The 26,406-nt window shown below is 72.7% G+C and carries 24 protein-coding genes and 1 pseudogene; 7 read left to right on the plus strand and 18 right to left on the minus strand.

Annotated elements, in window-relative coordinates:
- Positions 1 to 5: 5 nt before the first annotated feature.
- The 3 genes from ASF82_RS11735 to ASF82_RS11745 all read right to left on the minus strand — a co-directional run bounded on the left by ASF82_RS11735 (position 6) and on the right by ASF82_RS11745 (position 4,376).
- Positions 6 to 1,190: a peptidoglycan DD-metalloendopeptidase family protein gene (locus tag ASF82_RS11735; RefSeq protein ID WP_056057192.1), complete on the minus strand. Its 1,185-nt coding sequence runs from the start codon at positions 1,188 to 1,190 to the stop codon at positions 6 to 8.
- Positions 1,191 to 1,350: 160 nt separating this feature from the next.
- Positions 1,351 to 3,147, minus strand: coding sequence for an AMP-binding protein (locus tag ASF82_RS11740; RefSeq protein WP_235491272.1), 1,797 nt, complete (start codon positions 3,145 to 3,147; stop codon positions 1,351 to 1,353).
- Between the two features lie 53 nt (positions 3,148 to 3,200).
- Positions 3,201 to 4,376, minus strand: coding sequence for a zinc-binding alcohol dehydrogenase family protein (locus tag ASF82_RS11745; RefSeq protein WP_235491273.1), 1,176 nt, complete (start codon positions 4,374 to 4,376; stop codon positions 3,201 to 3,203).
- Positions 4,377 to 4,465: 89 nt separating this feature from the next.
- On the opposite strand from ASF82_RS11745, the gene ASF82_RS11750 reads away from it, so the two are divergent.
- Positions 4,466 to 5,035, plus strand: a complete 570-nt coding sequence (locus ASF82_RS11750; RefSeq protein ID WP_056057194.1) for a TetR family transcriptional regulator — start codon at positions 4,466 to 4,468, stop codon at positions 5,033 to 5,035.
- Between the two features lie 180 nt (positions 5,036 to 5,215).
- Complete coding sequence (locus ASF82_RS11755; RefSeq protein WP_056057196.1) at positions 5,216 to 6,193, plus strand: NAD-dependent epimerase/dehydratase family protein; 978 nt, start codon at positions 5,216 to 5,218, stop codon at positions 6,191 to 6,193.
- A gap of 86 nt (positions 6,194 to 6,279) precedes the next feature.
- On the opposite strand, the gene ASF82_RS11760 is transcribed toward ASF82_RS11755, so the two are convergent.
- Both ASF82_RS11760 and ASF82_RS15590 read right to left on the minus strand, forming a co-directional pair.
- The gene (locus ASF82_RS11760; protein ID WP_056057198.1) at positions 6,280 to 6,900 is read right to left on the minus strand and encodes an NAD(P)-dependent oxidoreductase; all 621 of its coding nucleotides are present in this window, start codon (positions 6,898 to 6,900) and stop codon (positions 6,280 to 6,282) included.
- 164 nt (positions 6,901 to 7,064) lie between these two features.
- A complete protein-coding gene (locus ASF82_RS15590; protein WP_056057199.1) occupies positions 7,065 to 7,598 on the minus strand; it encodes an N-acetyltransferase in 534 nt (177 codons plus the stop codon).
- A 72-nt stretch (positions 7,599 to 7,670) separates the two neighbouring features.
- On the opposite strand from ASF82_RS15590, the gene ASF82_RS11770 reads away from it, so the two are divergent.
- Positions 7,671 to 8,144: an N-acetyltransferase gene (locus ASF82_RS11770; protein ID WP_056057201.1), complete on the plus strand. Its 474-nt coding sequence runs from the start codon at positions 7,671 to 7,673 to the stop codon at positions 8,142 to 8,144.
- Complete coding sequence (locus tag ASF82_RS16325; protein WP_304437980.1) at positions 8,141 to 8,560, plus strand: MGMT family protein; 420 nt, start codon at positions 8,141 to 8,143, stop codon at positions 8,558 to 8,560. Before ASF82_RS11770 ends, ASF82_RS16325 begins: the two co-directional genes overlap by 4 nt.
- Positions 8,561 to 8,771: 211 nt before the next feature.
- Here the strand turns inward: ASF82_RS16325 and ASF82_RS11780 are convergent, their stop codons facing one another.
- The 7 genes from ASF82_RS11780 to sucC all read right to left on the minus strand — a co-directional run bounded on the left by ASF82_RS11780 (position 8,772) and on the right by sucC (position 19,006).
- Entirely contained in the window at positions 8,772 to 10,592 is a 1,821-nt protein-coding gene (locus ASF82_RS11780) for an ABC transporter ATP-binding protein (RefSeq protein WP_056059081.1), read from the minus strand.
- 83 nt (positions 10,593 to 10,675) lie between these two features.
- Complete coding sequence (locus ASF82_RS11785; protein WP_056057203.1) at positions 10,676 to 12,508, minus strand: ABC transporter ATP-binding protein; 1,833 nt, start codon at positions 12,506 to 12,508, stop codon at positions 10,676 to 10,678.
- A 300-nt stretch (positions 12,509 to 12,808) separates the two neighbouring features.
- A complete protein-coding gene (gene purH, locus ASF82_RS11790; protein ID WP_056057205.1) occupies positions 12,809 to 14,464 on the minus strand; it encodes a bifunctional phosphoribosylaminoimidazolecarboxamide formyltransferase/IMP cyclohydrolase in 1,656 nt (551 codons plus the stop codon).
- Entirely contained in the window at positions 14,461 to 15,054 is a 594-nt protein-coding gene (purN, locus tag ASF82_RS11795; RefSeq protein ID WP_056057207.1) for a phosphoribosylglycinamide formyltransferase, read from the minus strand. Before purN ends, purH begins: the two co-directional genes overlap by 4 nt.
- 35 nt (positions 15,055 to 15,089) lie before the next feature.
- On the minus strand, positions 15,090 to 16,763 hold the full coding sequence (locus tag ASF82_RS11800; RefSeq protein ID WP_156370112.1) for a DUF6350 family protein: 1,674 nt from the start codon (positions 16,761 to 16,763) through the stop codon (positions 15,090 to 15,092).
- Positions 16,764 to 16,943: 180 nt separating this feature from the next.
- Complete coding sequence (sucD, locus tag ASF82_RS11805; protein WP_056057209.1) at positions 16,944 to 17,828, minus strand: succinate--CoA ligase subunit alpha; 885 nt, start codon at positions 17,826 to 17,828, stop codon at positions 16,944 to 16,946.
- A 14-nt stretch (positions 17,829 to 17,842) separates the two neighbouring features.
- Positions 17,843 to 19,006: an ADP-forming succinate--CoA ligase subunit beta gene (sucC, locus tag ASF82_RS11810; RefSeq protein ID WP_056057213.1), complete on the minus strand. Its 1,164-nt coding sequence runs from the start codon at positions 19,004 to 19,006 to the stop codon at positions 17,843 to 17,845.
- 300 nt (positions 19,007 to 19,306) lie between these two features.
- Here sucC and ASF82_RS11815 point away from each other — a divergent pair, with 300 nt between their 5' ends.
- From ASF82_RS11815 to ASF82_RS11825, 3 genes are all read left to right on the plus strand, one after another.
- Positions 19,307 to 20,998: a RecQ family ATP-dependent DNA helicase gene (locus tag ASF82_RS11815; RefSeq protein ID WP_056057214.1), complete on the plus strand. Its 1,692-nt coding sequence runs from the start codon at positions 19,307 to 19,309 to the stop codon at positions 20,996 to 20,998.
- Between the two features lie 75 nt (positions 20,999 to 21,073).
- Positions 21,074 to 21,484, plus strand: a complete 411-nt coding sequence (locus ASF82_RS11820; protein WP_056057216.1) for an ester cyclase — start codon at positions 21,074 to 21,076, stop codon at positions 21,482 to 21,484.
- A gap of 54 nt (positions 21,485 to 21,538) precedes the next feature.
- Positions 21,539 to 21,772 (plus strand): hypothetical protein, encoded by a 234-nt coding sequence (locus tag ASF82_RS11825; protein WP_056057217.1) that lies wholly within the window; start codon positions 21,539 to 21,541, stop codon positions 21,770 to 21,772.
- Positions 21,773 to 21,872: 100 nt separating this feature from the next.
- Here the strand turns inward: ASF82_RS11825 and ASF82_RS11830 are convergent, their stop codons facing one another.
- The 6 genes and pseudogenes from ASF82_RS11830 to ASF82_RS16360 all read right to left on the minus strand — a co-directional run.
- Positions 21,873 to 22,589, minus strand: a complete 717-nt coding sequence (locus ASF82_RS11830; protein ID WP_056057219.1) for an ABC transporter ATP-binding protein — start codon at positions 22,587 to 22,589, stop codon at positions 21,873 to 21,875.
- A complete protein-coding gene (locus ASF82_RS11835) occupies positions 22,586 to 23,869 on the minus strand; it encodes a hypothetical protein (protein WP_056057221.1) in 1,284 nt (427 codons plus the stop codon). Before ASF82_RS11835 ends, ASF82_RS11830 begins: the two co-directional genes overlap by 4 nt.
- Complete coding sequence (locus ASF82_RS11840) at positions 23,866 to 24,756, minus strand: hypothetical protein (RefSeq protein WP_056057223.1); 891 nt, start codon at positions 24,754 to 24,756, stop codon at positions 23,866 to 23,868. Before ASF82_RS11840 ends, ASF82_RS11835 begins: the two co-directional genes overlap by 4 nt.
- An 88-nt stretch (positions 24,757 to 24,844) precedes the next feature.
- Complete coding sequence (locus ASF82_RS11845; RefSeq protein ID WP_156370114.1) at positions 24,845 to 25,258, minus strand: hypothetical protein; 414 nt, start codon at positions 25,256 to 25,258, stop codon at positions 24,845 to 24,847.
- A gap of 630 nt (positions 25,259 to 25,888) precedes the next feature.
- The coding region (locus tag ASF82_RS16175; protein WP_235491274.1) for a hypothetical protein at positions 25,889 to 26,075 on the minus strand (187 nt) is incomplete at its 5' end.
- 1 nt (position 26,076) lies between these two features.
- A pseudogene (locus ASF82_RS16360) lies at positions 26,077 to 26,310 on the minus strand (hypothetical protein); the annotation flags it as partial.
- Between the last annotated feature and the right edge of the window lie 96 nt (positions 26,311 to 26,406).

Genomic DNA, 26,406 nt, shown 5'->3' on the forward strand with positions numbered 1-26,406 from the left:
CCGCGCTAGAGCGTGCGGCCCGCGTTCGCGTCGAGCCACGCCTTCGGGTCGACCTGCGTCGAGCCCCCGACGAGCACCTCGAAGTGCAGGTGCTCACCCGTGGCGACTCCGGTGCGGCCGACGGCTCCGACGAGCTCGCCGACCCCCACCGACTGGCCGGTGACGAGCGGGCTGGAGCCGAGGCGCATGTGCGCGTACAGCGTGCTGATCTTCTGCCCGTCGATCACGTGGTCGATGACGACGTACTGGCCGAACTGCGCGTGCAGCCCCGAGACACGCACGACCCCGTCGGCGACGGCCCCGATCGGAGTCCCGCCGCCGGGCGTCATGTCGAGCCCCATGTGCATGCTCGAGCAGGCCGCGCACGGCGCCGCCCGCGGGCCGAAGCCCGAGCTCAGCACGACGCTGCCGGGGAACGGCCAACGGATGTCTCCGGTGCCGCTGTTCACGACGGTCCCGGCGCCGGACGCCGCACCGCGCGGCGCCGCACCGGACGAACTGCGCGCCGACGACCCGCCCTGCGTCGCGGTCGACGACTCGGCGGCCACCTCGACGGGCGGCGGCGGCGGGGGCGGAGGCGGCGGGTCGGTGACGCCGAAGCCGTCTCGGTCGTCGACGGTCAGCACGACGAGCGAGGCCGCGAGGGTCTGGCCGGGCAGCGGCGCCGTGGCCGACGTCTGCACGCCCGAGCCGCCGAGCTCGGTCGCCGTCGCCGGCGTGACGTTGGAGGAGAAGAACAGGGTGACGGCGACCAACGCGAGAGCGGGCACGGCGGCGTCGCGGACGCTCCGCAGCGCGCTCCGCACCGAGCGAGCCGAGCGGGCCGGGCGAGCCGAGCGAGCGGAGGCGGGGGTAGCGCTCGTGGCGCCAGCGACCTGCGAGGCCGCCACCGACCGCAGCGACGCCGGCTGCCGGAGGCGCGGTGCCGGTCGACCCGACCCCTCGCCCCGGGGCACCGAGACGGGGTGGCGCGTGGTCACCGTGCGCCGAGCGGCGGCCGGCAGGACCACGGGCCCCGCGGCGGGCGGGTCGACGGGCTGGACGATCGAGGGCACGACGGGCTCGAGACCGGACTCCGACGCGTCGCGAGCGGGCTCGACGGCCCCGGCGGCGGCCACCTCGGCGGCACGCTCGAGGGCCCTGGCCTCACGCCGCGTGAGCGGCACGGGCGACGATGCGGGGTCGGTCACGAGAGGCCTCTCACCGGGCTCGCGCTGCTGATCACGGTTCTCCTCGTCGACGGACCTTCCGACCCTAGTCACCATCCTGCCCGCTGACCAGCAGCTCAGGCCGATCCGCCGGGACCGCCGACGCCCCCAGAGCGGGCGACGAGCGAGCGAGAGCCGCGCCTCAGCGCACCCGCAGCCCCGGGAAGTCCTCGTCGCGCCACTCGCCGTCGAGGCGCTCGCCCGACCGGGCCGCCGCCTCCTCGCGCTCCCGCAGCTCGACCCGGCGGATCTTGCCCGAGATCGTCTTCGGCAGCTCGTCGGTGAACTCGACGCGGCGCACGCGCTCGTAGGCGGGCAGGCCGGTGCGGGCGTGGGCGAGCACGGCGCGCGCCGTCTCGGCGGTGGGCTCCCAGCCCGCGGCGAGCGTGACGTACGCCTTCACGACGGCGAGGCGCACGGGGTCGGGGGCGGGCACGACGGCCGACTCCGCGACGGCCGGGTGCTCGATCAGGACGCTCTCGACCTCGAACGGCGACACCTTGTAGTCGGAGGCCTTGAAGACGTCGTCGGTGCGGCCGACGAAGGTGATCATGCCGTCGGCGTCACGGGTGGCGACGTCGCCGGTGTGGAAGAGGCCGTCGCGGGTCGCGGCCGCCGTGCGGGCCTCGTCGCCGAGGTAGCCCGTCATGAGGTTCACGGGGCGCACCCGCAGGTCGAGGCAGATCTCGCCCTCGTCGCCCTGCTCGCCGGTGACCGGGTCGACCAGCACGACGTCGACGCCGGGCAGCGGGCGGCCCATCGACCCGGCGACGACGCGGCCGCCGGGCGGGTTGGCGATGATCGCCGTCGTCTCGGTCTGGCCGTAGCCGTCGCGGATGTCGAGCCCCCACGCCTGCTGCACGCGGTCGATGACCTCCGGGTTGAGGGGCTCGCCGGCCGACAGCGCCTCGCGCAGCGCGACCGGCGCCTCCCCCAGCGACGACTGGATCAGCATGCGCCAGACCGTCGGCGGCGCGCAGAACGAGGTCACGCGGGCCCGGTCGAGCTGCTCGCGCAGCGCCGACGCCGAGAACCGCGCCTGGTTGTGCACGAAGACGGTGGCCTCGGCGATCCACGGGGCGAAGAAGCAGCTCCAGGCGTGCTTGCCCCAGCCGGGCGACGAGATCGTCAGGTGCACGTCGCCGGGTCGCAGGCCCAGCCAGTAGGTCGTGCTGAGGTGCCCCACCGGGTACGACGCGTGGGTGTGCACGACCATCTTCGGCTTGCTCGTCGTGCCCGAGGTGAAGTAGACGAGGCAGGGGTCGTCGGTCGCCGTCGCGACCTCCGGGCGGGCCGGGGAGGCGCGGTGCGAGTCCTCGAAGGAGGCCCACCCCTCGAGCTCCCCGCCCACCACGATGCGACCGACGCCCGGGTCGACCCCGTCGAACTTGGCCGCGTCGGCGACGTTGACGAGCACGTGCCGCACGTCGCCGCGCACGACGCGGTCCTCGACGTCGTGGTCGGCGAGCACCACCGAGGTGGGCAGGATGACCGCACCGACCTTCATGACCGCGAGCATCGCCTCCCACAGCTCCACCTGGTTGCCGAGCATCAGCAGCACGTGGTCGCCGGGCCGCACGCCGCGCTCGACGAACCAGCTCGCGACCTGGTCGGAGCGGCGGCGCATCTCGTCGAAGCTGACCGTCGTCTCGCGGCCGTCCTCCTCGACGATCCAGAGCGCGGTGCGGTCGTTGCCCTCGGCGACCACGTCGAACCAGTCGACGGCCCAGTTGAAGCGGTCGCCGACGTCGGGCCAGCGGAAGGAGTCGCGGGCCGCGTCGTGGTCACCGGCGGCGGCCGCCGAGGCGAGCGAGTCGCGCGCCGCGCGGAACGCGTCGGTCGCGGCCGGGTCGCGCGGGGCGGCACGCGGCGTGGGGGCAGGGCTGGGGGTCGAGCTCGGGTCCGCGATCGCGGTCGGGTCTGCATCGTCGAGGGGCACGCCACCATGATGCTCGCTCGCCCATGCCGACGACGGAATGAGCCGCCCGCCGCTCAGAGCGTGACGACGAGCTTCGTCGCCGACACCCCCTCGCCGAGCCGGTCGAGCGCCGCCTGCACGTGCTCGAGCCCGTGCCCCACGACCTCGGCCCGGGGCGCCGGCACGAACCGGCCCTCGGCGAGCGCCGCGGGCAGGTAGCCGGCCCAGAGCATCGGGCCGACCTCGTCGTGCATGAGCGAGCTGCCCCAGACGAAGGTCGCCCGCACCCCGCGGAGGCGGCTGCGCACCATCACCGCGGCGGTGCGGCTGCCGAGCGCGACCATGGTGCGCACGAGGCCGAGGCTCAGGCCGGGTCGCCGGGGCACGCCGCCGAACGAGACCGAGGGGCTCGCCATGCTGACCCGGGGCGCGCCGGTGCGGGCGGCGATCGTCACGCACGGGTCGGCCGACCCCGTGCCGATCGCGAGCACGCCCGCCACGCGGCGACCGTGCAGGGCGGCCACGACGTCGTCGACGACGCCGGCGTCGCGGTAGTCGAAGAGCTGCGAGGCGCCGAGGGCGCGCAGCCGCTCGTGGTTCGCGGGCGAGGCCGTCGCGACGACGTCGTAGCCCGCGGCGACGGCGAGCTGGATCGCCGCGCTGCCGACGCTGGTCGTGCCGCCCCAGACGACGACGACCTCCCGGGCGCCCCCGGTCGGGGCGGGCCGGGCGCCGACGGGGTGCCGGAGCCCGAGCTGCCCGCCCTGGAAGAGCGCGCTGGCGGCGGTGCTCACCGCCAGGGGCAGGACCACCGCCTCCTCGAACGCCGTGCCCTCGGGCACGGGGGCGGCGAGCGCCTCGCGCACGAGCACGAGCTGCTGGAAGCCGCCGCCGGGCGCGTGCTCCTCGCCCTTCTCGACGCCCACGGCGAGCGCCACGACCCGGTCGCCGACGGCGAACCGGGTGACGGCCGAGCCGACCGCGACCACGTCGCCCGCGACGTCCTCGCCGAGCACGGCGGGGGCGGGCAGCCAGCGGTACATGAGGTCGCCGGTCGTCTGCTTGACGACGTCGACCGGGTTCACGGCGACGGCGCGGGCGCGCACGAGCAGCTCGTGCGGGCCGGGCGCGGTGACCGGGGCGGGGCGCACCGTGAGGTCGGCGAACGGCGCGTCGAGCCAGGCGGCGACGTTGGTCAGCCCCGCGAGGTCGGGGCCGGAGGCGCGGGCGGGGGTGGTGGCGTCGGTCACGGTGTCCTCCTGGACGTCGGCGAGGTGATGTCACCTCGTGTCGTCACTGTACACACGATGTCACTCCGTGTCATCACTAGGATGGGCGCATGAGCAGATGGCAGCCCGACGCCCGCGGGCGACTGGAGCAGGCCGCGCTCGAGCTCTTCCGCGACCGGGGCTTCGCCGAGACGACCGTGCCCGAGATCGCCGCGCGGGCGGGCCTGACCCCGCGCACCTTCTTCCGTCACTTCGCCGACAAGCGCGAGGTGCTGTTCGCCCGCCAGTCGGAGGTGCCCGCCCTCGCGCGGCGGATGATCGCCGAGGCGCCCGCGTCGCACTCGCCGATGCGGATCATCGCCGAGAACCTCGACGCCGTCGCCGCCGCGCAGTTCCCCGACGGGGTCGAGGCGGTGCTCGCCCGCAAGGTCGTCATCGACGGCGACGAGGGCCTGCGCGAGCGCGAGCTGCACAAGATGTCGGCCCTCGGCGACGCGCTCCGTGAGGGCTTCGCCGAGCGGGGGGTCGACCCGCTCACGGCCGCTCTGACCGCCCAGGTGACGATGACGGTGTTCGGCGTCGCGATCGGCCGCTGGCTCGCGGGCGGCGACGACGACGCGCTGCCCGGGCTGCTGCACGACACGCTCGAGTCGCTGCGCGGGCTGCTCGCCGACGGCTAGCGGCCCGTCCGTCACGGGCGGCTCCGTCACGGGCGGCTCCGTCACCGGAAGCTCCGTCACGGGCCGGCACCGCGCCTCCGCCCGGCTGCCTCGTCGCTCGACCCGCGACTCCCCCCTGACCTCGGCCGCGCCACGCCGGGCGGGCGCGCCGCCGCCCCGCCGCGGGTGCACAGTGGAGCGATGACGCAGAAGACCCTCCTCGTGATCGGCGGCACCGGTCAGATCAGCGCCTCGTGCGTCCGGCTGGCCGTGCGCGACGGCTGGGCCGTGACGGTCGTGAATCGCGGCAGCACCTCGATCCGCGCGCTGCCCGCCGAGGTCGAGCACCTGACCGCCGACGTCCGCGACGAGGAGTCGCTGGCCGGCGCCCTGCGAGGCCGCCGGTTCGACAGCGTGGCCGACTTCCTGACCTTCACCCCCGAGCAGCTCGCGACCATGCTGCGCGTCGTGGCCGCCAGCACGGGGCAGTACGTCTTCGTCGGCTCGGCGTCGACCTACCAGAAGCCGCCCGCCGTGCTGCCGATCACGGAGGCGACGCCGCTGTTCAACCCGTGGTCGCAGTACGCCCGCGACAAGATCGCCTGCGAGCGCCTGCTGCGCGACGAGCACCTCGCCGGGCGGGTGCGCGCGACGGTCGTGCGCCCCTCGCACACCTACGACGAGACGCACGTGCCGCTGCTGGGCGGCTGGACGGTCATCGACCGGATGCGCCGCGGCGAGCCCGTCGTGCTGCACGGCGACGGCACCTCGATGTGGGCGATGACGCACTCCGACGACTTCGCGCCCGCGTTCGTCGGGCTGCTCGGCCGCGACGAGGCGCTCGGCGAGGCCTACAACATCATGGGCCCCGAGCTGCTGACGTGGAACGGCATCGTCCGCTGCCTGGCCGACGCGGCGGGCGGGTCGCTGCAGCTGGTGCACCGCACCACCCACGACCTCGTCGAGCTCGCCCCGGAGTGGGACGCCGACCTGCGCGGCGACCGCAGCCACCCGGCCCTGTTCGACACGACGAAGATCCGCGCTCTGGTGCCCGACTGGGAGCCGCGCGTGCCGTTCGCCGAGGGTGCCCGCCAGATCGTGGCGTGGCACGACGCCGACGCGTCGCGCCGCGTCGTCGACCCCGCGGTCGACGCGCTGTACGACCGGCTCAGCGCGTAGCTCGCGGCCGGACGGGACGGGCGGGGGGCTCGTCCTCCCCGGGCCGACGTCCCCGGGCCGGCCGCGGGGCCGGCCAGGGCCGCCCGCTAGGCGCCGGTGACCACGGCCGTCCGGCGTACCCAGGCGTCGTCGCCGAGCTGGGCGAGCATGAAGCGGGCGACGTCGCCGCGGCTGATCGAGCCCGACGCCCCCTCGGGCAGACGCTCCCCCACCGCGACCTCGCCGGTGGCGGGACCGTCGAGCAGGCGCGTCGGGTAGACGAGCGTCCAGTCGAGGTCGCTGGCGCGCACCTCGGCGTCGGCGACCTCCTTGGCCTCGTAGACCTTGCCGAGCACGGTGTGGAAGAACATCTTCTGGAAGGCGTTGGCGTCGCGCTCGGAGTCGCCGACGCCGAAGGCGGAGCAGACCACCAGGCGCCGGACCCCCGCCGCGGTCATCGCGGGCAGCAGCGCCCGACCCACCTCGACCTCGACCGGGTGCCGCACCTGGCGCGACCCCACGGCGTTGACCACCGCCTCCTGCCCGGTGACCGCGGCGGCCACGTCGGAGGCCGACGTCGCGTCGCCGACCACCACGCGCACGCCGTCGTCGACGTCGAGCTGCGACGCGTCGCGCACCAGCACCGTGACCTCGTGGCCGGCCGACAGCGCGAGGCGCAGCACGTGCGACCCCACTCCGCCGGTGGCGCCCAGCAGCAAGACCTTCATGGTGCCTCCTCGTCGACGGCGGTCGGGCCCGCACGTCTCGCTCGTGTCGCCACAGCGAACACCGTCGGGCCAGGAGCGGGCCGAGAGGCCGCTGCACGGTCGCCGACGGGCGCCGGGTAGGCGGGGCGGGCGGGGCGGGCGGGGGCCAGCGGGCCGGCGCCGGGTCAGCCCTCGAGCAGGTACGTCCGCACCGGCAGCCCGAGCAGCGGGTGCTCGTGCAGCTCGCCGTGGGGCCGCCAGCCGTGGGCCTCGTAGAGCCGCACCGCCGGAGCGTTGCTCGGCATCACGTGCAGCGAGAGGCGGGCGTGCCCGGCCGCGCGGGCGTCGGCCGCGACCGCGTCGAGCAGCGCGCCGCCGAGGCCGCGGCGCGCGTGGCCCGGAGCGACGCCGAGCATCGACAGGTACGCCGCGTCGGGCGGGTCGGTGGGGTAGCCCGAGCCGGGCGCGGTGACCAGGGCGAAGCCGAGGAGTCGCGCCGCCGGCGAGCCCGCCGCCCCCGCGCTCGGGGCGGTCGGGTCGTGCACCCCGCGGCCGGCGACCCACGGCGCGGCGAACTTGGCCGCCGCCCGCTCCGCGGTGCCCGGCGCCGGCTCCGCCCCGTCACGCTCGCGCAGCGCCGCGAGCCAGACCTCGACGCAGACGGCGGCGTCGCCGGGCTCGAGGGGGACGGTGGGGACGGGCTCGGTCACGGCAGGCACGCTCCCATGCTGCCAGGGCAACCCCCTCCCCCACGGCTGGTGCGCCGCCGGGACCGCCACTAGCCTGGGCCCATGACCGGCCTGCGCCTCGAAGAACTGTCCGCCTCCACCGTCGTGGCGGCCAACAACCTGACGCTCAAGCCCGGTCAGGAACAGTACGTCGCCCCCGTCTCGCACTCGATCGCCGAGGCCTACGTCAACCCGACGACGGCCTGGCCGCGCGTCGTGGTCGACGACGACGAGGTGGTCGGCTTCATCATGGGCAACTTCGACGCCGAGAGCGACGACGACACCCTCCGCAGCTGCATCTGGCGCATGAACGTCGCCGCAGACCAGCAGGGCCAGGGCATCGGCCGGTTCGCCGTGCACGCCCTCGCCGACGAGGCCCGGCTCCGGGGCTTCGACCGCCTCACGGTGGTCTACGAGCCCGGCGACGACGGCCCGGAGGAGTTCTTCCGCCACATCGGCTTCGAGGTCGTCGGCGAGACCCCCTACGGCGAGCACGTCGCCGCGCTGACGATCGCCCCCTCGCCGCACGCGGAGTGACCGCGGCGGCGGCGGAGGCGTCGGGCGACGAGCTGTCCGGCGGCGAGCCGTCGGGCGGGGCGCCGTCGGGCGGGGCGCTCGTCGGCGACCTGACGGGCGCGCCGTCGGCCGGAGACGACTTCGCCTCGCGGGTGGTCCGCGTGGTCGAGGCGATCCCGCCGGGCCACGCGATGACGTACGGCGGAGTCGCCGCGGCCGTCGGGTCGCGCTCCTCCCGCGGGGTCGGCCAGGTCATGGCCCACGCGGGGTCGGAGCTGCCCTGGTGGCGGGTCGTGCGCGCCTCGGGCCTGGCGCCGCAGGGGCACGAGCAGCGCGCCCTGGAGCAGTACCGGGTGGAGGGCACACCGCTGCGCTGGGCGCGGACGGGCACCTTCCGGGTCGACCTGGCCCGCGCCTCCTGGTGGCCCGAGGGCTGACCGGCCCTCCGGGCGGCCCCGGCCGTGCCCCGGGTGCCCGCGTGCCCGTCTGCCTCGTCGGTGAAACCGAGAGTGATCCAGCCTCCAGGGCCCCGGGAAGCGTGTTCCTCCGGGGTGGGCTGCCGGATCACTCTCAAATTACGACGGGATGAGCGGGAGCGCCGGCGGCAGCGGGACGCCCGGCAGGAGCAGGAGCAGGAGCGCCATCGGCTCAGACCAGCGAGTCCCGCCAGGCGGCGTGCAGCTGGGCGAAGCGGCCCGTGCCGGCGATGAGGTCGGCGGGCGTGCCGTCCTCGACGACACGGCCGTGCTCCATGACGAGCACCCGGTCGGCGATCGCGACCGTCGACAGGCGGTGCGCGATGATCACCGCGGTTCGGTCGGCGAGCAGCGTCTGCAGCGCCTCCTGCACCATCCGCTCGGAGGGGATGTCGAGCGACGCGGTCGCCTCGTCGAGGATGAGCACCGCCGGGTCGGCGATGAACGCCCGCGCGAACGAGAGCAGCTGCCGCTGGCCGGCCGACACCCGCCCGCCGCGCTTCGCGACGTCGGTGTCGTAGCCGTCGGGCAGCGCCATGACGAACTCGTGGGCGCCCACGGCCCGGGCGGCCCGCTCGATCTCCTGGCGCGTCGCGTCGGGCTTGCCGAGAGCGATGTTGTCGGCGACGCTGCCCGAGAAGAGGTACGCCTCCTGCGTCACCATGACGATCGCCCGGCGGAGGTCCTTCGGGTGCAGGTCGCGCAGGTCGACGTCGTCGAGCGTCACCGCGCCGCGGGTGGGGTCGTAGAACCGCGACATCAGCTTCGCGAGGGTCGACTTGCCCGCACCGGTCGAGCCGACGAGCGCGATGGTCTGGCCCGCGGGCACGTGCAGGTCGAACTGCGGCAGCACGACGGCGTCGGCCGAGTAGGCGAACTCGACGTCGTCGAAGTCGACCGCGCCCCTCGCGTGCCGCAGGTCGACCGGGCGCACGGGGTCGGGCACGCTCGGCTGCTCCTCGAGCACGCCGGAGATCTTCTCGAGCGCGGCGGAGGCCGACTGGTAGCTGTTGTAGAACATCGCCATCTCCTCCGCCGGGTCGAAGAAGCGCTTGGCGTAGAGGGCCACGGCGAGCAGCGCGCCGATCTCGAGCGTGCCGCCGATCACGCGGAAGCCGCCGAACAGCACCACGGCCGCGAGGGTCGCGTTGCCGATCAGCACGAGACCGGGGTCGAAGGTGCCGAAGAGCGTGAACACCTTCGAGTTCGCGCCGCGGTTGCCCTCGACCTCGCCGGCGTACTCGACCTCGTTGCGCGCCTCCTTGCGGAAGGCCTGCACGGCCCGCATGCCGGTCATCGTCTCGACGAAGTGCACGATCACCCGGGCGCTCGTGACGCGCGTCGCGCGGAAGAGGCGCTGCGAGCGCACCTGGAACCACCGCGTCAGCGCGACCAGCGGCACGAGCGCGACGGCGAGCACGAGCCCGCTCGGGGCGTCGAGGCTGACGAGCGCGATCGCGGTGAAGACCATGTAGAGCAGGCCCTGCACGAGCTGGTTGATGCCCGAGTCGAGCAGCTCGCGGATGGAGTCGAGGTCGCTGGTCTGCCGCGAGATGATGCGGCCCGACGTGTACGTCTCGTGGAACTCCAGGCTGAGCCGCTGGGTGTGGAGGAAGAGCCGCTTGCGCAGGTCGAAGAGGATCGCCTGGCTGATGCGCGCCGAGAGCACGGTGTACTGCGCCATCAGCACCGCGCCGACGACGCCGGTGGCGAGGTAGACACCGACGACGAGCAGCGCCGGCGCCCAGTCCTGCTCGCTCATCAGGGCGGGCAGGGCACGGTCGATGCCGGCCGCGATCAGCGCCGGCCCGGCCACCTGGCACGCCGTGCTGACCACGACGACGAGCGCCATGACGACGAGGCGCCAGCGGAGCGGCCGCACCAGCGACCCGAGGAGGCGCAGCGAACGCCCCCGGAGCCGCTTGCTCTCGGCCGCGGTGAAGTCGTCCCTCTCCTCGCCGCGGACCCCCTCGGTCGAGGAGCCCTGCCCGATCCGCTTCTGCGCGGGCGTGCGGCCGTCGAGCTCGGCGTGCTCGGCGGGGGCGTCGGGGCGGTCGCCCGGGAGTGCCTGGTCGCTCACGCGAGCACCTCTTCTCGGCTGGGGACGTCGCCGTCGTCGAGCGACGAGATGACGTAGCGGTAGTGCTCGTTCGTGGCGAGCAGGTCGGAGTGGGTGCCGACCGCGGTGACGACGCCGTTCTCGAGCAGCGCGACACGGTCGGCGAGGGTGACGGTCGACGGGCGGTGGGCGACGATCAGCGACGTGGTCGACGCGAGCACGCGCCGGAGCCCCGCCTCGACCCGGGCCTCGGTGTCGACGTCGAGCGCCGACAGCGGGTCGTCGAGCACGAGCACCGCGGGCCGTGCCGCGATCGCGCGCGCGAGGGCGAGCCGCTGCCGCTGGCCGCCCGAGAGGCTGAGCCCCTCCTCGCCGACGCGCGTGTCGACTCCCTCCGGCAGCTCGTCGACGAACTGCGCCTGCGCGATGTCGAGCGCCTCGCGCAGCACCCGCTCGGACTCGACGAGGTCGTCGACCAGGTCGGGGCGGCCGAGCAGCACGTTCTCACGCACCGAGGCGCTGAACAGCGTCGCGTCCTCGAAGGCCATGCCGATGTGGCGGCGCAGCTCGGCCCGGGTGAGGTGGCGCACGTCGACGCCGTCGAGCAGCACGCGGCCGCCGGTGACGTCGTAGAGGCGCGGCACGAGGGCGAGCAGGGTGGTCTTGCCCGAGCCGGTCAGGCCGACCAGGGCCATCGTCTCGCCGGGCTCGACGACGAGGTCGACGCCGTTGACGAGGTCGTCGAACTGCGCCGGGCTGTCCTGGTAGCGGAAGTGCGCGCCCTCGAACTCGAGCCGGCCCAGCGGCTCGGCGATCGTCTCGGGGTGCTCGGGGTCCGTGACCGTGTTGACGCTGTCCATCACCTCGAAGAAGCGGTCGACCGCGGTGCGGGTGTCGAAGGTCATCGACAGCAGGAACCCGATCGACTCCACCGGCCAGCGCAGCACGGTCGCCGTGGCGAAGAACGCGAAGAGCTGGCCGACCGTCAGCTGGCCGTCGGCGGCGAGCCAGATGCCGCCGAGCAGGCAGAGCGCGAAGGCGACGTCGGGCACGAGCAGCAGCCACAGCCAGAGCTGCGAGATGGCCTTCGCCTTCTCGATCTCGGTGCCGCGCAGGTCGTCGGCGCGCTTCGCGAACTCGCGCAGCGAGTGCTTCCCCCGCCCGAACGCCTTGAGCACGCGGATGCCGTGCACGCTCTCCTCCACGCTCGTGGCGAGGTCGCCGACCTGGTCCTGGCTGCGACGGGCCACGACCGAGTAGCGGTTCTCGAACGCGAGGCTGACGACGAAGACCGGGATCGACGCGACGACGAAGATCAGCGCGAGCACCCAGCTGTAGAAGAAGAGCACGACGAAGCCGACGACGATCGTCAGGAGGTTGACGACGAGCAGCACGACGCCGAATGCCAGCCAGCGACGGATGAGCGACAGGTCGCTGACCGACCGGCTGAGCAGCTGCCCGCTCTGCCAGCGGTCGTGGAAGGCCACCGGCAGGTCTTGCAGCTTGGCGTACAGCGCGTTGCGCATGGTGGCCTCGACGTGGGTGCTCGGGGTGAGCACGAGGCGGCGGCGTGCGGCGATCATGCCCGCCTCGACGACGCCGAGCACCAGCACGACGGCGAAGGCCGGCCACACCTGCGCGGTGTCGCCGCTCGAGAGCGGACCGTCGACGAGCAGCTGCAGCACGGCGGGGATGACCAGGGCGACGACGGCGGCCAGCAGCGCGGCGACCATGCCGAGCACGATGCGCGGCAGGGCGGGCGCGACGTAGGGGCGGAGGCGCGCGAGCGACCGGACGGTCGAGGGGCGACCCGGCTCGGAGCGCGCGGGGGCGGAGGGCTGGCGTGACATGGGTGGTCCAAGTGTCGTGATCGGAGCGCGACGCCGGGTCGCGGCGTCGCGGAGCGTGGAGCGGAGGGCCGCCGGGGCTCCTGGGGAGGAGCGGGGCGGGCGGCCGCCGGAGGTGCCGGTCGGCGCAGTGGAGGAGGGACGGAGGCGACGGTCGTCGGCTGCGGGCAGCCTCACAGACTATGTGATCCGTTGCGCACCCCGCAAGACCAGGTGGTTCGGACGAACGAGCCGGACGCCGGACGACGGCCGCCCCGCCACGACGGGTCGTGACGGGGCGGCCGGAGAGCGACGCGGGCGGCGTCAGTGGAAGAAGTGGCGCTCCCCCGTGAAGTACATCGTCACGCCCGCGGCCGTCGCCGCGGCCACGACCTCCTCGTCGCGGATCGAGCCGCCGGGCTGCACGACGGCGCGCACGCCGGCCTCGAGCAGCACCTGCAGGCCGTCGGCGAACGGGAAGAACGCGTCGGAGGCGGCGACCGAGCCGGTGGCCCGCTCCCCCGCCCGGGTCACCGCGAGGTGGCACGAGTCGACCCGGTTGACCTGGCCCATGCCGACCCCGACGGAGGCGCCTCCGTCGGCCAGCAGGATCGCGTTCGACTTCACGGAGCGGCAGGCCCGCCAGGCGAACTCGAGGTCGGCGCGGGTGGCGGCGTCGGCCTCCGGCCCGGCGACCAGCGTCCAGCCCTCGGACGAGAAGGCGTCGAACGAGTCGACCTCCTGCACGAGCAGGCCGCCGGAGACCTGGCGCACCTCCTGCGTCGGGCGGGCGAAGCCCTCGGGCAGCACCAGCAGGCGGATGTTCTTCTTCGTGGTGAGGACCTCGAGCGCCTCGGGCTCGAAGGCCGGCGCGATGACGACCTCGGTGAAGATGTCCTTCACGACCTCGGCCATGGCGCGCGTGACCGGGCGGTTCGCGGCGATGACGCCGCCGTAGGCCGACACCGGGTCGCAGGCGTGGGCGCGGCGGTGCGCGTCGGCGATCGCGTCGGCGGCGTCGGGCGAGGCGACGGCGATGCCGCAGGGGTTGGCGTGCTTGATGATCGCGACGGCCGGCTCGGCGAAGTCGTACGCGGCGCGGAGGGCCGCGTCGGCGTCGACGTAGTTGTTGTACGACATCTCCTTGCCGTGCAGCTGCTCGGCCTGCGCGATGCCCGTGCCCGCGGGCGAGGCGTAGAGGGCCGCCGCCTGGTGCGAGTTCTCGCCGTAGCGCAGGGTGGCGAGGCGGTCGCCCTCGAGGGCGACGTGCTCCGGGAAGCCGACCCGCGCCTCCTCGGTGCCTGCCTCGGTGCCCGCCTCGGTGCCCGCGGCGGCGTGCTCGGCGCGGACTCCGACGTTGTCGGCGAACCAGGCCGCGACGGCCGTGTCGTAGGCGGCGGTGTGCGCGAAGGCCTCGCCGGCGAGGCGCTGACGCTGCGCGAGGGTCGTGCCGCCGAGCGTGAGCGACTTCACGATCTGCGCGTAGCTGGCGGGCGAGACGGCGATCGCGACGTTGGCGTGGTTCTTCGCCGCGGCGCGCACCAGGGCGGGGCCGCCGATGTCGATGTTCTCGACCACCGTCGGGGCGGCGGCGCCCGAGGCGACGGTCTCGACGAACGGGTAGAGGTTGACGACGACGAGCTCGAACGCGGCGATGCCGAGGTCGGCGAGCTGCTGCTCGTGCGACTCGAGGCGGAGGTCGGCGAGCACCCCGGCGTGGATGCCCGGGTGCAGCGTCTTGACGCGACCGTCGAGCGACTCGGGGAACCCGGTCACGGCGCTGACGTCGGTGACGGAGAAGCCCGCGTCGCGGATCGTGGAGGCGGTGGAGCCGGTCGAGACGATCTCGACCCCGGCGGCGGAGAGCGCCTCGGCGAGGTCGAGCAGGCCCGTCTTGTCACTGACGCTGATCAGCGCCCGGCGCACCGGCACGGCGTCGCGGTCGCGGTAGAGGGCGGGGTCGATGGCGTGACCGCTCATGCGGTGGGCTCCTGTTCGAGGTCGATGGTCTTCGTGGCGATGTCGTGCACCGTGCGGACGAGCAGCTCGCGCTCGACGATCTTGATGCGGTCGTGCAGCGACGACTCGTCGTCGCCCGGCAGCACCGGGATGCGGCGCTGCGCGAGGATCGGCCCGCTGTCGACGCCGGCGTCGACGACGATGACGCTGGCGCCGGTCTGCTCGACCCCCGCCGCGATCGCGTCGCGGACGCCGTGCGCACCGGGGAACTCGGGCAGGTAGGCGGGGTGGGTGTTGATGAGGTGCGGGCTGAGCGCCTCGACCACCCGCGGCGGCAGCAGGCGCATGAAGCCGCTGAGCACGACGAGGTCGGCGCCCCAGCCGGTCAGCTGCGCGAGCAGCTCGTCGCCCCAGCTCGCGCGGTCGGGGAACGCCGTGAACGGCACGGTGAAGGTCGGGATGCCGAACGCCTCCGCGTGCTCGAGCCCGTCGGCGTCGCGGTCGGCCCCGACGGCGACGACCCGCGCGGGGTAGTCGGCGTGCTGCGCGGCCTCGAGCAGGGCACGCAGGTTCGAGCCGCCACCGGAGATGAGCACCACGAGCTTCAGCACCCGGCAAGCCTAGCGGTGGCCCGACGGGGCCCCGGTCAGCGGGTCAGGCCGTCGATCTGCTCGGTGACGTCGCCGTCGTCGTCACGGGCGCCACGGCCGCTTCCGGTGGCGGTGCCGGTGCCGGCGGGCTCGGGCGGAGTCGCGACCACGTCGATCGGGCCGGTCGCGTCGTCGTCGTGCTCACGGCGTCGCCGCGACGGGATCGACGGCAGGCTCGGCAGGCTCGGCAGCGACGGCAGGGAGGCGCGGGTCGGCAGCCGAGGGAGCCGGCGTCGCGAGGGCGTCGCCTCCGCGTCACCGTGGTCGTCGGTGATCTCCGGCCCGACGGCATGCGCCTCGTCGCGGTCGCGGTCGCGGTCGCGCCCGGCTCCGGCGGCACGGAGGTCGGACTCGCGCCGCGTGTGCTCGCGCCGCGCGTCGTCGCGCCTCGCGTCCTCGCGTCGGTCTTCTTCGCGCCCGTCGTCGTCGTGCCCCTCGTCGTCGTGCCCCAGGAACTTGCGGATCGACAGGGTCAGCGCCAGCGCCGCGGGCAACCCGACCTCGAGCGCCGCGAAGGCCCCGACGAGCAGCGGGTCGGGGCCGACGTCGACGAGACGGCCGGGCCCGGCCGAGCCGGAGGCGGCCCAGGCCAGCAGCCCGACCGCGAGGCCCGCGACGACGCCCGCGGCGACGCCGACCACGACGCGGCACAGCAGGTCGTCGACGCCGGCCCGGCGGAGGGCGGCGTGCACCCGGCCGCGCAGCAGCGTGGCGACGACGAAGGAGGCGACCACGGGCACGAGCAGCCCGACGAAGCCGAACGGGAGGTCGGCCGTCGGCAGGGCGCCGAGGAAGGGCACGGCGGGCAGCGGCCCCACGGTCGTGCCGAGCGGCGAGACGCCCGAGCCGGTGCCCAGCGCGAAGCCCGGGCCGATGAGCCAGGAGGCCGCCCAGACGACGAGGTCGGGCAGCAGGGCGAGCTGGCCGAGGGTGAGCGCGAGGCCGCCGAGGAACCCGCCGTGGGCGCCCTCGTAGAGCGTGATGAGCTCGGCGTAGCTGGTCACGAGCAGCAGGCCGACGACGAGGCCCGAGACGGCTAGCAGCACGGCGGCGCTGCCGACGCCGATGCGCAGGGCGGCGGCCGTCACGACGCGGACGGCGTCGGGGAGCCGGCCGACGGTGCGGGCGACCCAGCCCGTGACCGGGTCGGGCTCGGCGTCACGGCGACGCCGCGTCACCTCCGCCATGGCGACGAGCGGCACGGCGTAGACGAGCGTGGGCAGCACGATCCCCTGCACGAACGACGGCGTCGCGAGCTCGTGCCGGGCGCTGGCGGCGAGGCCCGTGCTGAGCAGCGCGAAGGCCCCGATGCTGACGAGGACGCCCATGACGCGGTGCGGCGTCTCGGCGATCGCCCGCCCCGCCCGCACGGCGAGCAGGACGGTCAGCACGGAGAAGCCCAGGGCGGCGATCGTCACCGAGATGGGCGCGTCGGCGCCGGCGACCCCGGAGGCCGCCGCCGTGGCGGGGCTGAGCTGGAGGGTGAGGTCGACGCCGTGGCCGACGAGCCAGACGTCGACGGCGGCGCGCCAGAAGACGATCCAGTCGATCTGCAGGCCGTATTGGAAGGCCCAGAGCGAGCTGAGCACGACGACCGGCAGCCCGACGCCGATGCCGACGACGAGCAGGGCCTCGAGGGCCGCGAAGACGGCGGTGACTGGGCGGTTCATCGGGCTCGACTGTACCGGGGCCGCGCGGGGCCGCCGACCCGCCCCGCGGGCGCGCCGCGCCCCGGCCGCGGCACGACGAACGGGCGTGTGCGACGTCCCTGGGCGGTCGTGACCGCCCGCGGACGCCGCACACGCCCGTCGTGCCGACCGGGGTCGGCGGGGCCGGCGAGGGCGTCGCGCCTAGAGCGCGGCGTAGACCTCGCGCAGCAGCGCCGCGGTCTCGCTCGGCGTCTTGCCGACCTTGACCCCGGCGGCCTCGAGGGCCTCCTTCTTGGCCTGTGCGGTGCCCGCCGAGCCCGAGACGATGGCGCCGGCGTGGCCCATGGTCTTGCCCTCGGGCGCGGTGAAGCCGGCGACGTAGCCGACGACCGGCTTGGTCACGTGGGCCGCGATGTAGTCGGCCGCGCGCTCCTCCGCGTCGCCGCCGATCTCGCCGATCATGACGATCGCCTTGGTGTCGGGGTCGGCCTCGAACGCCTCGAGGGCGTCGATGTGGGTCGTGCCGATGACGGGGTCGCCGCCGATGCCGATGGCGGTCGAGAAGCCCAGGTCGCGCAGCTCGAACATCATCTGGTAGGTCAGGGTGCCCGACTTCGAGACGAGGCCGATCGGGCCGCTGCCCGAGATGCTGGCGGGCGTGATGCCGACGAGCGACTCGCCCGGCGTGATGATGCCGGGGCAGTTCGGGCCGATGATGCGCGTGGTGCCCTTCGCCTTGGCGAGCGACCAGAACTCCGCGGCGTCCTGCACGGGGATGCCCTCGGTGATGACGACGACGAGCGGCACCTCGGCCTCGATGGCCTCGATGACGGCGTCCTTCGCGAAGGCCGGGGGCACGAAGACGATCGAGACGTCGGCGCCCGTCTTCTCGACGGCCTCGACGACCGTGCCGAAGACGGGCAGCTCGACGTCGCCGTGGGTGACGGTCGTGCCGGCCTTGCGGGCGTTGACGCCGCCGACGACCTGGGTGCCGGCCTTGAGCATCAGGGCGGTGTGCTTGGTGCCCTCGCCGCCGGTGATGCCCTGGACGATGACCTTGCTGTCGCGGGTGAGGAAGATCGACATTGTTCTGAGGTCCTTTACTTCGAAGCCAGCTCGGCGGCCTTGTCGGCCGCCTCGTCCATGGTCGCGACGACGGTGACGAGCGGGTGCGCCGCCTCCGCCAGGATGCGTCGGCCCTCCTCGACGGCGTTGCCGTCGAGGCGGACGACGAGGGGCTTGGTGGCCGAGTCGCCGAGGATGCCGAGGGCCGCGACGATGCCGTTGGCGACCGCGTCGCAGGCCGTGATGCCGCCGAAGACGTTGACGAACACGCTCTTGACCTGCTCGTCGCCGAGGATCACGTCGAGGCCCGCCGCCATGACCTCGGCGCTCGCTCCGCCGCCGATGTCGAGGAAGTTCGCGGGCTTGACGCCGCCGTGCGCCTCGCCGGCGTACGCGACGACGTCGAGGGTCGACATGACGAGCCCGGCGCCGTTGCCGATGATGCCGACCTCGCCGTCGAGCTTCACGTAGTTCAGGCCCGAGGCCGCGGCCTTGGCCTCGAGCGGGTCGGCCGCGTCGGCGTCCTCCAGCTCGGCGTGCGCGGGGTGGCGGAAGGCGGCGTTCTCGTCGAGCGAGACCTTGCCGTCGAGGGCGACGACGTCGCCCTGCTCGGTGAGCACGAGCGGGTTGACCTCGACGAGCGTCGCGTCCTCCCCCTCGTAGACCGCGTAGAGCTTGACGATGACCGGGGCCACCTTGCCGACCAGCTCGTCGGGGAAGCCGCCGGCGCGGGCGATCTCCTCCGCCTTCGCGAGGTCGATGCCGGCTCGCGGGTCGACCTCGACGCGCGCGAGGGCCTCGGGCTTCTCGACGGCGAGCTGCTCGATCTCCATGCCGCCCTCGACGCTGCAGAGCGACAGGTACGAGCGGTTCGCCCGGTCGAGCAGCACCGAGAAGTAGAACTCCTGGGCGATCTGGGCGCCGCCCGCGACCATCACGCGCTTGACGACGTGGCCCTTGATGTCGAGTCCGAGGATGGCCTCCGCCGCGGCCTGCGCCTCGTCGGGGGTCTTCGCGACCTTGACGCCGCCGGCCTTGCCGCGACCGCCGACCTTGACCTGGGCCTTGACCACGATGACGCCGCCGAGCTGTTCGGCCGCCGCGCGCGCCTCCTCAGGGGTGTCGGCGACGATGCCCGGCAGGACGGGCACGCCGTAGGACTCGAACAAGTCCCTGGCCTGGTACTCGAAAAGATCCACGCTGTTCTTCCAATCCGCATCGCTGCGCCAGTGCTAGCTCGGTCGTGCCGCAGGGCGGCACCGGCCTCGTCACGGCTCAGCCGAAGTGTCTCGACGTCGTGACGAACAGGCCTCGGCCAGCCTAGCGCCTGGCCTGTGAGCCGCCCTCGGGAGCCGTGACGGGGGTACTCTCCCCGGCCGGGGTACGGATGAGGAGGGATCTCTGCCGATCGCCTGTGCAGCCTGAGCGTGTCGCCGGGGCCGGGAATCTCATGGTCACTCCCGGCGCACCACGGCGCCGCCCGCACCACGAGGAACGCCATGAGCCGCACCGCGACGAAGCCCGCCCGCACCGCCCCCGACGCCGCCACGATCGCGGAGACCGCCGCCCGCCTCTTCGAGTGGGACGAGCTGCGCCCCGCCCAGGCCGAGGCCATCACGGCGGTGCTCTCGGGCCGCGACACGTTCGGCATCATGCCCACGGGCTCGGGCAAGAGCGCGATCTACCAGGTCGCCGGCGCGCTGCTCGACGGCCCGACCGTCGTCGTCTCGCCCCTCATCGCGCTGCAGGCCGACCAGGTCGCCGGGCTCGTGGGCCATCCGGACGCTCCCCCGGCCGCCGACATCAACTCCGGGCACTCCGACGCGGAGAACGACGAGAGCTGGCGTCGCATCGAGGCGGGCGAGATCACCTACGTCTTCCTCGCGCCGGAGCAGCTCGCCCGCGACGAGACGGTCGAGCGCCTGTCGCGCGCGGGCGTCGCCCTCTTCGTCGTCGACGAGGCGCACTGCGTGTCGTCGTGGGGCCACGACTTCCGCCCCGACTACCTGCACCTCGGCGAGGTCGTCGAGGCCCTGGGCCGCCCGCCGGTGCTCGCGCTCACCGCGACCGGCTCGGGCCCCGTGCGCGACGAGGTGATCGAGCGCCTGCGCCTCCGCGACCCGCTCGTCATCAGCCGCGGCTTCGACCGCCCCAACCTGTCGCTCTCGGTCGTGCGCCACGAGGACGACGCCGAGAAGCGCCGTGCCGTCGTCGAGCAGGTCGCGGAGCTCGTGACCCCCGGCATCGTCTACGTCACGACCCGCTCCGAGAGCGAGCGCTACGCCGACGAGATCGGCGAGCGCTGCCCCGACCGCACCGTCGAGGCGTACCACGCGGGCCTCCGCTCGGCCGAGCGAGGTGCCCTGCACGAGCGCTTCCACGCCGGCGAGATCGACGTCGTCGTCGCCACGAGCGCCTTCGGCATGGGCATCGACAAGCCCGACGTGCGCTTCGTCGTGCACGCCGACGTGCCCGAGTCGCTCGACGAGTACTACCAGGAGATCGGGCGGGCCGGGCGTGACGGCGAGCCCGCCGACGCGACGCTGCACTACCGGCCGGAGGACCTGGGGCTGCGGTCCTTCTTCGCGTCGGGGCTGCCGTCCCGTGCCGAGCTGCGGTCGGTGTACGAGGCGGTCCGCGCCTCCTCGGGGCCGGTGCGGCGCACGACTATCGCCGAGGCGACCGATCTCAAGCCGCGGCAGGTGTCGCGCCTGGTCGACCTGCTGCTCGAGGCGGGCACCGTGCGGGAGGAGAAGGAGGGGTACACCGCGACCTCCGGCGTCGACGCCGAGACGGCCGCCGAGCGGGCGAGGGAGACCGCGGAGGCGCGTGACCGGGTCGAGAAGTCGCGCATCGCGATGATGCGCAGCTACGCCGAGGGCCGGGGCTGCCGCCGACGCTTCCTGCTCGGCTACTTCGGCGAGGAGGCGCCCGAGCGCTGCGGCAACTGCGACGACTGCCGCGCGGCCGAGGAGGCTCCCGAGCTGCCGGCCGCCGAAGAGTCGCGGGTCGGGTCGGATGCTCCGGCCCCGCTCTTCGACGCCGACACCCGCGTCACGCACCCCGCCTGGGGCGAGGGCACGGTCATGAGCACGGACGACGACCGGCTGACGGTCTTCTTCGAGAGCGAGGGCTACAAGGTGCTCGCCGTCGAGGCCGTCGTCGAGCACGACCTGCTCAAGGCCGTCTGACACCCCGGCGGAGTAGACCGGGAGCGACCCGAGCACCACCCCCGACCACCGCACCAGGACCACTAGGAGACACGCATGTCGAAGGACAAGAACCTCGCCGCCCAGCAGCTGATCGGTGAGATCCTCACCGCCCGGGAGGTCGACCGCCTCGGCGAGGGCTTCCACGCCGACGTCGTCGACCACGACCCGGCGCCGGGCGCGCCCGCGGGCGTCGCGGGCATCAAGGCGTTCTGGAGCGACTTCTTCACGGCCTTCCCCGACGTCGACCTCGCGGTCGAGACGCTCGTGGCCGACGACGAGAACGTGACCGCCGTGTTCACGATCTCGGGCACGCACACGGGGCCGTTCCAGGGCCACGAGGCGACCGGGAAGTCGTTCACGGTGCGCGGCATCCAGGTCGGCCGTTTCGACGACGACGGCCTGCTCGTCGAGCGCTGGGGCGCCACCGACGAGGCCGGCCTGATGCAGCAGCTCGGCCTGAGCTGAGCGGCTGCCTCTCCCCCACCACCCATCCCTGACCCACCACCGGAAGGACGCACCATGAGCGACACCCACGTGCCCGCCGCCTCGGGCCACGAGCCCTACGACGAAGAGACCGAGTTCGAGGAGAGCCAGCAGATCGTCACGAACGACGCGGTCGCCGGCGAGACCGTGCTGCCGGGCCTCGGCGACGGCAACGACGGCCCCACCGGCGGGTCGCCGCGCGAGGCCGAGCCGGGCCTCGCCGACAACGACCTCGCGGGCGAGGACATCGACCTCGACGAGACCGAGTAGACAGCAGCACCGCTACGACGCCCGCCCACCTAACTACGGCGGGCGGGCGTCGTCGTGTCCGGTGTAAGCCGAAGTCGCGCGCTGTCGTCAGTCGCGTCGTTCATCCACCACCCGCAATGGGCAGGGCAGCGCGCACGGGTCCACGGTCGTCTCCGAGCTCACGAAGGCGACGGTCTGCCACCATCACGCGTCGGTGGCAGGCTGCCGCTACGCGAGGACTGTGAGTGGCGATGATGAAGCTGGTTCCGCTCTCCTGAAGACGGGTGAAGAGATCGAGGACCTCGCCTTCGGTGTCCTCGTCGAGGGCGCCGGTGGGCTCGTCAGCAAGGATGAGGGTGGGACGCCTGATGATCGCTCGCGCGATCGCGACACGTTGGGCCTCCCCCCCGGAGAGCTTGGTGACCGGCTTCTTGCCCATGCCCTCCAGCCCTACCAACGCGAGGGCCTCCCTCGTCCGGCGCTCCGGTTGCTCCAGTCCGCGGGCGCCGAAGAGGACGTTCCGTTCAACGGTGAAGTCGTCGAGGAGATCGTAGGACTGCGCGACGAGGCCGATGTGCCGTCGTCGGTGGTCAGCGAGCGGATCGAGGTGCTTCGCCAGCGCCGTGCCTTGGAAGACGTACTGTCCGTCGTATCGACCATCCAGGCCGGCGATGATTCGCAGCAGCGTCGTCTTGCCGCTGCCGCTTCGCCCGAGGAGCGCCACCGAACGCTCGTCAGATGCCATGGTGAAGGTGAGGCTGTCGAATATCGGGCGCATGGCGCCGTTGGGCTCGCGCACGGCTTTGGTGAGCGACTGCAGCCCGAGGAGTTCGGTCATGGTTCGTTCCTTGGACGGTGTCGGATGGTGTGTCGGAGCTGCGTACGGCAACGCAACAGATCCGCGGCCCCCAGCAGGGCGATGAGCGTCAGGCAGAATGTCCGTGCGGACGAATCCTGGTTCGGAAGCATGTGCGTGACCGCGAGGAATACGACAGCAAGGCTGGCGTACTCGATGGCGACGATGGTCAGCACTGCTCGTCCGAGGTCGCTGCGGCTCTGCCCGAGCTCCCACGCGATGCGAATTCGTCGTTCTCTGCGTCGGGTCGCGCTGTTCGTCAGGATGCCGCTCATCACGAGAGATGCCGCCGCTACAAGGCACTCGACGGTCAGCACCAGGGCGAAGTTGTCGTGAACGAGAGCGCGGACTGAGGCGAACTGCGTCAGGTAGCTCGGCACGCTCAGCAAGGCGTATTGGTCGAACCCTGATGACGTCGCTGCGCTCTGCAGTGTCGTGAAGACCACCGTATCGGGCTGGCCTCGGTCGACGGCGATGTTGGCGTTCAGCATCGCGAAGGCGAGGATGCCGTAGAACCCCGGATCGGCCTCGGCCGCCCCGGTGATGCTTCTCGGGTAGGGAACGACGAGGTGGTCGTCCAGAAAATGATTGATGTCGCCCTGGTAGAACATCGAGGCGTTCGGCGGGAGGAACCCGGCGACCCGCATGCGGGTGGGCTTGAAGTAGTAGTTGGCGGTGAGGCGGTCGCCGACGGCGTAGACACCGTCGTAGTCGGCCCCGAGGAGGACAGGAATCGTTTCGCTGTCGTAGTCGACAGCACCCCAGTCCAGATCGATGTCGTTCTGACCCGCGAGGTTGTAGAAGTCGAAGGTGGATTCGCTCAGCTGCACGGATTTGACGTTCACGACCTGCTTGCCCAGGACCGGATCCTCGTAGGGACCCTGCACTGTCTCCTGGGTTCCGTAGCCTTGCTCGAACGCCTGCCCGCCCGCGAAGTCCGCGACCGGCATGGCCTGATCGAACGCAGAGAGCAGCCGCACGCCTGCAGGGGCGCCTTGCTCGAGGGAGTCATAGAAGGTGGTGACCTTCTCAAGGTTCGCCAGGGACTTCCGGTACTGCTCGAAAAGCGCAGGGTCAGTCAAGCGATCGGTCAGGCCGTACATGTGGACTTCGGCGGAGTCGTCAAAGCTCTGGCTGACCGCATCCTGGGTCGACCGCGAGAAGCTGAATACGTTGTAAAGACTCGTCACGAGGAAGGCGAGCACGAAGACCTTCGCCACGAGACGGCCGTAGGTGCCGCGCAGCAGCGACGACGCGTTCATCTGTCCCTCACCCAGAGCGATGTTGCGAGGGCCCCCGCAGAGACGACGGTGCTCAGCACGAGCGGTGCGCCCGCTGCGGCCGCGAGTTCCGTCGCAGAGCGCAACGCTCCCGCTGAGGCCAGCGCGAGGCCCCAGACCGTCACGAACACAGCCCCAGCGAGCGAGGCGAGAGGGAGAACGCTCAACATCAGCACGCGCAGGCGTCGAGAACCGAGCCGGTACTGAACGGCTGCGACCGGCCTGCGGAAGCCCGCGATGAGCAGCCCGGAGGCCCCCGCACCGAAGAGCGTGAGTCCCCACCCGCACAGGATCACGATCGGTGAGACGTAGTCGATATTGGTGCGTTGATCTGTTCGCCCGCCTACCGGTTCCGTCGCTCTCACCCTCATGTCTGGCAGCGCCTGCGCGCCGCCCTCTACGTCGACAATGACAGGCCCGTCGACGCTGGCGAGGTCCCGGTCCTGCAGCAAGACGTCATGGGCGAGTCCGCTGTCGGCACGGACACCGAGACGGCCGATGACCAAGAACGCCTGACCCTCGTAGTCGACGTAGCGCCGCCCGTTGTTCAAGCGTGTAGCCACCTGGTGGCCGACGAGAGCAACACGCTCGTCGGTGGCGCGGAACTGTCTTCCTTCGTGGATCGGCAACGGTTCAGGTCGGCCCAGCGTGCGAACCACCCGCAGGTGGCCGCTACCGTCGAGCTCCTGGAAGAGGCGGCCGGTGGGGGGTGTCCTGTCGAGCTCTGCTTGATCGACGACATCGAGCGAGTCGAGCCTCACCGCCGTGGCGCTGTAGAGGTTTCCTCCCTCCAAGGCAACGGCACTGCGGACATCGGCGTAGACGCCGATCCCTGCGCCGAGGGCGCTGAACAGGACCAGGAGCGTCACGCTCAAGAGAGGTTCTCGACGGTTCATGAGGTTCCTGAATGGCTAGAAGCGAGAAGGGCGGGAGGGCAGAACCCTCCCGCCCGAGGTCCTACCGGCCGTAGTAGGACTTCGCTGACCCCTTGCCGTAGGTGTGGTTCGCGACGAACCACGGCGACGTGGCCTGCGTGCCGCTCGTGCCCCACTGACGACCCGAGCTGGTGAGAACCGTGCTGCCGCTCTCCATCCGAGCAGTCGTGTAGTGGCGCACGCCTACCCACGTCGTCCAGCCCTTCGCGCGCTTGTTCGTGTACCCGTTGACGACCTTCTCCTCAGATGCACCCCGGTGGTTCACCGCGGTCACCGCCGCCGATCTGCCACCGATCTCAGGGCCGGATGAGGTCGAGAACCAACCCGTGTTCTCATCCCACCCACCCAGCTCAGCCGCGCCGGCAACACCAGCCGGGAGAGCTACGGCACCGACAACGAGCGCCGCGACGGCTATCGACATCTTCATTTTCTTCATTTCGATCCTCACCATTGACTGCGAAGAAGGGCAATGGGGCTCCTTGCATACGACTGATGTCGTGCAGCAAGTGACGCCGAACGCCCAGTCGAACCCCAGCGGAAAGTCCGCTTCCCAGCGGCATCCTGCCAGTATTGACATGTTCCACACAAGAACTGGGCGGTGTTCATATCGGCAGCCTGACGACGACGGCCTGGCCAGCGAGCGCTGGCGAGCCACGAGGAGGCCTGTAGGATGCGGCAGCTCGACCGTGCCGCGCCCTACGGCGAGAAGACCACCTTGGAGGAGAGCCAGCAGAACGCCAGGAACGAAGCCGTCGCCGGCGAGACTCGGCTGCCTAGCGAACGGTTCGACAAACGGCCTCTACTCGACCAGCGCGCTCTGCCGCATAGCCAAGCTTGCAGACCCAGGCGCGCCCCTAGACAGGATCCCTCTAGCCGCAAGCTACAGCCATGTGGCCGAAGACCTGGTCGAGGCATCAGCTCGTGGTCCACTGCACGTGAAGGGGCTCGACGTCGTCGACGAAATGCAGATCTTCGTCGGAGGGCGCAGCCATGAGTGGAACCCCGCTAGGTGTCCGGCGCACACCCACGAGAGGGCTTTCATCCATTTCGCGGTTGTCTGTCATCGCTAGACCAACTTCTCGATCGGCGCGACCTTCATCAGCAGCTTCTTGCGGCCAGCCGTGTCGAACAGCACCTCGGCGATGCGGCGGGCACCGACGCCGGTGACGGCCATCACACGCCCCTCGCCCAAGTCGACGTGCGAGATGCGGTCGCCCTGCTCGAGCTCGAGGTCGCCGTTGTCGCGCACGGTGNGGCCGCGGTCGCGCGGTCGTAGCTGCCGCCGCCGTAGCCGCCGCTCGCGCGCGGGGTCGAGCCGAGACGGTCGCCCGCACCGCCCTCGCGACGCGCGTTGAGCGCCCGCGGCTGCGTGCCTCCTCGGCTGTCGGCCATGCCGGGCGACTGCTTCCAGTCGATCAGCTCGACCGGGATCTTTTGCAGGTACCGCGACGGCATCGCCACGTTCACCTCGCCGAACTGGGCCCGCGTCGCGATCGAGACAGCGTCGACGGGTAGGGCCCGTCCTCCCCCGCGACGCCCCCCGCCTCGTCGTCCACAGGAAGAAAAGGTCGTCCCTCATCCGCC

The organism is Frigoribacterium sp. Leaf164, assembly GCF_001423665.1.
GTDB classification, from domain to species: domain Bacteria; phylum Actinomycetota; class Actinomycetes; order Actinomycetales; family Microbacteriaceae; genus Frigoribacterium; species Frigoribacterium endophyticum.